Source organism: Marinospirillum sp. (assembly GCF_014859565.1).
Window position 1 is genome coordinate 19,562 of sequence record NZ_JACUUA010000030.1, and the last position, 7,444, is coordinate 27,005.

8 protein-coding genes are annotated in these 7,444 nt (G+C 51.5%); 5 read left to right on the plus strand and 3 right to left on the minus strand.

Features of this window, described 5'->3' with window-relative positions:
* Positions 1 to 23: 23 nt before the first annotated feature.
* The 3 genes from IBX50_RS06320 to IBX50_RS06330 all read right to left on the minus strand — a co-directional run bounded on the left by IBX50_RS06320 (position 24) and on the right by IBX50_RS06330 (position 3,258).
* Positions 24 to 323, minus strand: a complete 300-nt coding sequence (locus IBX50_RS06320) for a metalloregulator ArsR/SmtB family transcription factor (protein WP_292254329.1) — start codon at positions 321 to 323, stop codon at positions 24 to 26.
* Between the two features lie 88 nt (positions 324 to 411).
* Positions 412 to 528, minus strand: coding sequence for a helix-turn-helix domain-containing protein (locus tag IBX50_RS20690; RefSeq protein ID WP_366930695.1), 117 nt, complete (start codon positions 526 to 528; stop codon positions 412 to 414).
* A 159-nt stretch (positions 529 to 687) separates the two neighbouring features.
* Positions 688 to 3,258 carry a penicillin-binding protein 1A gene (locus IBX50_RS06330; RefSeq protein WP_292254334.1) on the minus strand — a complete coding sequence of 857 codons (2,571 nt, stop codon included), beginning with the start codon at positions 3,256 to 3,258 and terminating at the stop codon, positions 688 to 690.
* A gap of 251 nt (positions 3,259 to 3,509) precedes the next feature.
* Here IBX50_RS06330 and pilM point away from each other — a divergent pair, with 251 nt between their 5' ends.
* The 5 genes from pilM to IBX50_RS06355 all read left to right on the plus strand — a co-directional run.
* Positions 3,510 to 4,589, plus strand: a complete 1,080-nt coding sequence (gene pilM, locus IBX50_RS06335; protein ID WP_292254336.1) for a type IV pilus assembly protein PilM — start codon at positions 3,510 to 3,512, stop codon at positions 4,587 to 4,589.
* Entirely contained in the window at positions 4,586 to 5,131 is a 546-nt protein-coding gene (locus tag IBX50_RS06340; protein WP_292254337.1) for a PilN domain-containing protein, read from the plus strand. Before pilM ends, IBX50_RS06340 begins: the two co-directional genes overlap by 4 nt.
* On the plus strand, positions 5,128 to 5,838 hold the full coding sequence (locus tag IBX50_RS06345; protein WP_292254339.1) for a type 4a pilus biogenesis protein PilO: 711 nt from the start codon (positions 5,128 to 5,130) through the stop codon (positions 5,836 to 5,838). The genes IBX50_RS06340 and IBX50_RS06345 overlap by 4 nt, the downstream gene beginning before the upstream one ends.
* Positions 5,835 to 6,359: a pilus assembly protein PilP gene (locus IBX50_RS06350; protein ID WP_292254340.1), complete on the plus strand. Its 525-nt coding sequence runs from the start codon at positions 5,835 to 5,837 to the stop codon at positions 6,357 to 6,359. Before IBX50_RS06345 ends, IBX50_RS06350 begins: the two co-directional genes overlap by 4 nt.
* A gap of 9 nt (positions 6,360 to 6,368) precedes the next feature.
* On the plus strand, positions 6,369 to 7,444 hold a 1,076-nt coding region (locus tag IBX50_RS06355), incomplete at its 3' end, for a secretin N-terminal domain-containing protein (protein ID WP_292254341.1).

Sequence of the window (7,444 nt, forward strand, 5' to 3'; positions counted from 1 at the left end):
CCTCGTTTCTCCAGTAACAGAAATCATTGGGTACAGAAAATCCGGTAGAGGCTGGTGACCAGCGCCTGAGCACGATCATCAGCAACCCGGTAATAAATCTGCTGGCCTGCTCGCCGCCCTTCAATCAGACCCTGACGACGCAAAACACCCAGCTGCTGGGACAAACTGGGCTGATGGATATCCAGACGTGCCTCCAGCTCACCGACATTCAACTCTTCCTGACACAGCTGACACAGCAGCAACAGCCGGGAAGGATGTGCACAGGCCTGCAACAACTCGGATGCCGAGCGAACCTGACACTGCATTTTTTCAATATCCACCATACTCTTTCACCCCAGAGTCAACACAGGGTTAGTTTATAATATACTAATTAATATATTGTCAATATACACTTGCCATCCGGTATAGAATTCAGCCCCCAAGACCACGCCGGTAACTGCCCGGTGTACTCCCTGTCCAGTGGCGAAAGGCACGGTTAAAACTGGCGAGATCCTCAAAACCCAACTGTCCACTCAGGGTGGCCAGCACGCCAGTGATACCACCGAGCTGTTTTTTGACGCCATGATGCTACCGGAAACGACCCTGCTGGGTCGGAATGCCCATCAGGCTCTGCTTGTCGATTCCGGCCGCACCCTTGCTGCGTTTGACCTGCTGTAGGCTTGGTATAAACAGCGCATTGCTGATTTTTCAGAATAAGGCTTCTGGAGCCGGAATCAATGAAGGCCGGGACGTATCAGAATCACGCCCAGCATCCAGACTTTCATCCCGCCCGGTACTACTACTCAGCTCTTCCGGCACCCGTTCCTGATAAAAAATCTCGAACATGGCATCCTGCTGACCCGGTCTTGCACGCAAGCCCGTATCAGGATCAATACGCACGGTCACCAGTCCTTCTGGACGATCCAGCACCCGCTCCGGCTGGTTCTGCAGCGCCACCTTCATAAAGTTGATCCACATAGGTAAGGCAAGATTGGCACCGTATTCACCAGTGCTGGCCGGCTGATCAAAACCTGCCCAGACACTGGCTACAGTATCCCGGTTAAAACCGGAGAACCAAGCATCATGTAACTCATTGGTAGTACCGGTTTTACCACGGATATCACTGCGATCCAGCGCCTGAGCACGTCTGCCAGTACCATCATCAATAACATCTCGTAGGATCGAGTGCATTGAGTAGACAGCGCGCGGATCCACCAGACGCTTGGCAAGGGGATAATCCACACCGGACAAAGCCATGTTCTCCTGATCTTCAGGACAGCCGCGACAAACACGTGGCTTGATGGCCTGATATATTAACTCACCATCACCGTCCTCAATGCGTGTTACCAGATAAGGCTCAACCCGGTAACCACCATTGGCCAGCATGGCGTAAGCCTGGGTCATTTCCAGCGGGGTTACGTTGGCACTACCCAGCGAAAGAGATAAATCTCGCGGCATACGTGCACGATCAAAACCAAAACGACTGACATATTCTATGGCGCGACCGAGTCCAACATAATTCAACACACGTATGGATATTAGGTTGCGTGACTTATAAAGCCCTTCTCGCAAACGTGTTGGGCCATAAAAAGTACCACTGGAGTTCTGCGGGCGCCACACGTCTTCTAACTGCTGATCTTCAAAAACCACCGGGGCGTCATTAATGATGGTGGCTGGTGTGTAGCCTCGCTCCAGCGCCGCCATATAAATAAAAGGCTTAAATACTGAACCGGCCTGACGCAGCGCCTGCTCGGCACGGTTAAAACGGCTCTGATTATAATCAAAGCCACCCACCATTGCGGTGATCTCACCTGTTTCCGTTTTCATCGCTACAAGTGCAGCTTCCAACCCTGGCAGTTGTGCCAGCATCCAGGGTGTATCTGCAGAGTCTTCATAACGTCTCAGGCGTACCAGATCACCCCGAGCCACCAACCGATGACCCGGCAGGGCATTACGATCTTTCCAGAAGGGTGAGTGATAACGACCAGCCCAGGCCCAGGCTTCCGGAGTCAGCTCAACCAGACCACCACCACGTCGCAGCAACAGCAAGCGTTCTGCTTCTGACTCCACGACTATGGCCGGTTGCAAACCACCATAAACGGGTGTTTGATCCAACACCCGCAACCAATAACTGACATCCATAGCCAACCGATCTTTCAGACCTTCCGCACGAGGATCAACTAAAGCCTGTTGTACCTGCTCCAGACCTGATTCACTGGCCTGGATTTCAGCCAGCGCATCAGCCTCCAACTCCTGCATTTGCTCAACCAGCGGGATACCTTGTACTTCTGCGCCCCGCCAGCCGCGACGCTGATCATAATTCAGCAATCCCTGATTGATGGCTAAATTAGCAGCTAGCTGCTGTTCGGAATGGATTGAAGTGTAGACTTTCAGCCCGCGGGTATAAGCCTGATCACCGAATTGCTCCAGCGCAAAAAGCCGCGCTGACTCAGCAACATAGGGTGCATCAATATCGCGTTCGGGTGGATGAAAGCGTGCACTCACAGGTGCACGAATGGCGCCTTCATAACTCATATCATCCAGCTGCCCCAGATTGTACATACGGGACAGAATCCAGTTACGCCGGATCAGTGCACGACGAGGATTGGTCAGGGGGTTATAAGCAGAAGGAGCCTTGGGCAAACCGGCAATCATGGCAATCTGCGACAGGTTAAGCTCATGCAGCGGTTTGCCATAATAGACCTCAGACGCAGCAACGATGCCATAAGCCCGGTGCCCCAGATAAATCTTGTTAACATACAGCTCTAATATCTGCTGTTTAGTGAGCAACTGCTCCATCCGCAAGGATAAGAGTATTTCACGGATTTTTCGGGCGAAGGTTCGATCACGTGTCAGCAGATAATTACGTGCCACCTGCATGGTGATAGTGGAGCCACCGGACTGTATCTGACCGGAGTCCAGTAACTGCACTGTAGCACGGGCCAAACCACGAACATCAACGCCGGGATGGTCATAAAAACTGGCGTCCTCAGCAGCCAGCAAGGCATCAATATAACGACGGGGAATGTCTTCATAGTTGATCCGGGTACGGCGGTGCTCACCAAACTCAGCAATCAGCCGACTATCTGCTGTATAAATACGCATAGGCATTTCCAGCTGCTCACTCAACAGCAGCTCCACATCCTGCAACTGGGCAACCTCATCATGCAAACCGGGCCAGAAATACAGCATTACCGCCATCGCCCACACTCCACCAATCCCTGCAGCTGCCAGCACCAGCCAGATGAGGTATTTAAACGTACTAAGCAGAAGTTTCATTGTTTACCTAAATTCCCGGTTTCAACCCTAGTCAACCCAAATCGGCGTACCAGACATATAGAAAATGACTTGTGACAAATTCAAATCACATATCTTAGCCGTAATCTTGCCTGCTTTCAGGAGATATGACACTCTTCGACTCATCTGAACACTTATAGTCAACAATTGTTTGCAACTCTCATTACAGTCTGATACAAAAGACAACGAAACCATTTTGTTGTTGCTGACAAACCAAGGATACAAGCAATACGATGCTCAGGATGCCCGATCTTCCTTTTTTACGACCCAAAAAGCTACCTCTGATTGGTATTGATATCTCCTGTTCAGCCGTCAAGCTGCTGGAAATTCATCCTTCAGGTGATCGACTGCAAGTTGCCAGTTACGGTGTTGCACCATTGGAAAATGGTGCAGTCAGCGATCGACGCATCAAGGATTATAAATCGGTGGCGCGCAGTATCAAACGTGTTATGGATCGTACCGAACCCAGCACTATCCGAACGGCTGTTGCGGTTCCCACTGCCAGTGTTATCACCCGTACCCTGAGCCTGCCCAGAATACTGGATGATGACGAAATGGAAGCCCAGGTATTGATGGAGGCTGATCAGCACATTCCTTATCCGCTCAACGAGGTGGCAATCGACTTTCATCGCCTGCCACCCTTGAACCCGGATGATGATAATCAGCCGGTGTTGCTTGTTGCCTGTCGCAAGGAAACCACAGATCAACTGGATCAAGTGCTGGAAGAAGCCGGCCTGCAGCCGGTGGTTATAGACGTTGAAAACCTCGCCATGGAGCGGGCACTGGGTCTAATTCTGCGCCAGCTACCGCAACAGGAAGTCAATCAGATTGTGGCCGTTGCGGATATTGGTGCCACCATGACCACTCTGAATGTGCTGCGTGATGGTGAAATCATCTACAGCCGCGACCAGATTTTTGGTGGCAAACAACTGACTGATGAAATCCAGCGGCATTATGGGTTATCCCGTGAAGAAGCCGGCTTTGCCAAGAAAAAAGGCAATCTGCCAGCTGACTACATAACCGAAATACTCAATCCGTTCAAAACGGCCATGATTCAGCAAATCGAACGTCAACTACAGCTGTTTTTTTCATCATCTTCATATCATGACATTGATTACCTGATTCTTGCCGGTGGTTCATCCGCCATAGAAGGCCTGCCGGACATCGCCAAAAACCAGATTGGCTCACCCACTTATGTAGCCAACCCTTTTTCCAACATGACCCTCAGCAATAAGGTGAATGCTGCTGCCCTGGCGCAGGATGCTCCCGCCATGATGATTGCCTGTGGTCTGGCAATGAGGATTCAGTCATGAGTGATGGTATTAACCTTCGTCCCTGGCGAGAAGAAAAACGCCAGCAGCGCCAAGCTCTTTTTACTCAGCTCTGCCTGCTGGCACTGGTTGCAGGTCTGCTGATCACTGCTCTGATCTGGTACAGCAACAACCAGTCCATCAGCGCAGTAAAGCAGGAAAATCAACTGATCAAAACTCAAATGACAACTCTGGATCAACAGATCCGCGAAGTTATCAACCTGCAAAGAAATCATGAACAGTTACTCCAGCGCATTCAGGTGATCCAGAAACTGCAGCAGGATCGCCCAGTGACCATCGAAATCATGGATCAGATGACTGCCAGCCTGGAAAACGGTGTTTACCTTACTGATATCAAGCGACAGAGCAATCAACTGACATTGACTGGTCTGGCACAACCGCCACAGGTTGTGCCAGCCTGGATGCGTAAGCTGTCACAACAGCCCCGCTTCAGTGAGCCGGTATTACGCAGTTTGAATACGGACACCAGCAACAGTGCTGCACGTTTTGATCTGCTGCTGCCGCTGAAGGAGCCAACACCATGAAAAAGATCACCTTAAGCTGGCTGGATGCACTAAAACTCAACCCTCAACCCCATCAGAAAATTAGACACTGGTTGGTTGGGCAATGGCGAGCCATCAAGCGTCTGGAGCGGGATGATCTGGATCTGGCCTCTGCCGGTCAATGGCCTGATTCATTAAAAATATTATCCCTGCTGGTCATCATCGGCAGTGTGATTGGTGTCAGCCACTGGTTACTGTTAAGCAGTAGTCAGCAGCAGCTGGAGCAAGTACGGCAGGAACAGAATGAATTGTTTGAGACCTACCGAGTGCGGGCGTTTCAGGCTGCCAACCTGCCTGCTTACCAGCAACAGATGGTGATTATAGAAGAAACTTTTTCCGGTCTGCTGACACGATTGCCTTCTGAGAACGAAATCCCGAGATTACTAGATGATATTCAGCTGCAAGCCGCCATACATCGACTGGAGTTGCAGGCATTAACCCTGCAGGCACCAAGACCACAAGCCTTTTACACTGAGCTGCCTTTTGAAATTCGTGCCACTGGAGATTACCACCATCTGGCCAATTTTATGGCTGGAATCAGTGCGCTGGATCGTATCGTTACACTGCACGACTTTAATCTGGCACCTTCTCGACCTGGCACCCCGCATCTGACCCTGACTATCCAGGCACGCACCTACCGTTATGACCAAAACACAACCACAGCAACCCGCCGGGAGAGCAGCCGATGAATCCAGGCAAACAAGTTTTGATTGCGGTACTGGCTCTCAGCCTGCTGGCCGGGTGTGGTGACAAGCCACAGGAAGAAAAGATCGAAGCCCAGCTTTATGAACTGCGCACTCGACCACAAGGCAGAGTTGAAGCTTTGCCACGCTTCCCTGAACCAGTCATAGCTAAATACACTCAGCAGCAACAGCGCGACCCCTTCACACCCAACCAGCAATTGGCACTGCGCTTCCAGGGTTCCGGATCGGGTCTGAAGCCTGATCTTAACCGCCCAAGAAGCACACTGGAGCAGTGGGGGCTGGATGAGCTGGCATTCCGGGGCAGTCTGCAGAAGGGTCGCGAGATCCGCGCCTTGATTCTGACACCTGACAATCAATTGATTGCGGTGCAGGTCGGTGACCATCTGGGGCGTGATTACGGCGCTGTCCGTCAGATCTTGCCCGATCAGGTGCAGCTGGTGGAACTGATCGCTGATAGCAGTGGACAGTGGCAAGAACGTGACCAAACTCTCTCTTTATCCAGGTAGGACATAAACATGAATGTTTCTCCGATGCAGCTCGCTCGCCTGTTCACCCTGTTTTTGGCAGCTTTGCTGATCACCCAGCCAGCTCTAGCAGAAAACCTCCGAATGAACGGGGTGGATTTTCAACGTACCGCTCAGGGGCACGCGCGCTTACTGTTAGATTTTACCGACACCCCCTCACTGCCCGAAGCAGAACAGACTGAAAATGGTCTGCGACTGAGGTTTGTCGGTACCCAAATTCAGCCTGATCTGATTAACCTCTATGACGCCAGTGACTTTGCCACTCAGGTTGGCAGTCTGCGTCTTGATCAAAAAGGCAGAATTGCTGAAGTCACCCTTGCGGTAGAAGGGCATTTCAGTCATCTGGTGACACACAGCCAGCAACAGCTGCAGGTTGAAATTGTCCCCGCCAGCGCCACCACCCAGCCGGTTGATGGTGACGTGAGTAACCGCCGTTTCCAGTACACAGGTGAGGAAATCACCCTGAATTACCAGGATATTCCCGTCAGACAACTACTGGGAGTGATGGCTAACTTTCTTAACCTGAATCTGGTTGCCGGTGATCAGGTGCAAGGCAATATCACCCTACAACTCGAACAAGTTCCTTCAGATCAGGCGCTGGATATCATCCTGACATCCCAAGGGTTGGCCAGTCGTCAGATGGGTAGAGTATTGCTGGTTGCACCCACCGCTGAATTGATGCAACTGGAAGAACAACAACGACAGGCCAACCAGTCCGCTGCCACCCTGGCTCAGCTCGAAGATGAATTCATCAAAGTGAACTATGCCAGTGCTGCAGCTATTCGCACCTTTATCATGGGTGATTTGGATTCCGCTGCAATCGCCGCACCAAGCCTGGCGGCAGGGTTTATGGGCAGCCTGCCCCAACTGACTCAGTCACCGGATGCCAGTAGCAGCACACGTCGGTTTATGTCGGATCGTGGCCACCTGCTGGTGGATGAACGCACCAACACCCTGTATGTCCGTGATACAGCAGAGCAAGTACGGCGTATTCGTGACATTGTTCAAACGCTGGATGTCCCGGTTGATCAGGTAATGATTGAAGCGCGCATAGTCATTGCCCGCTC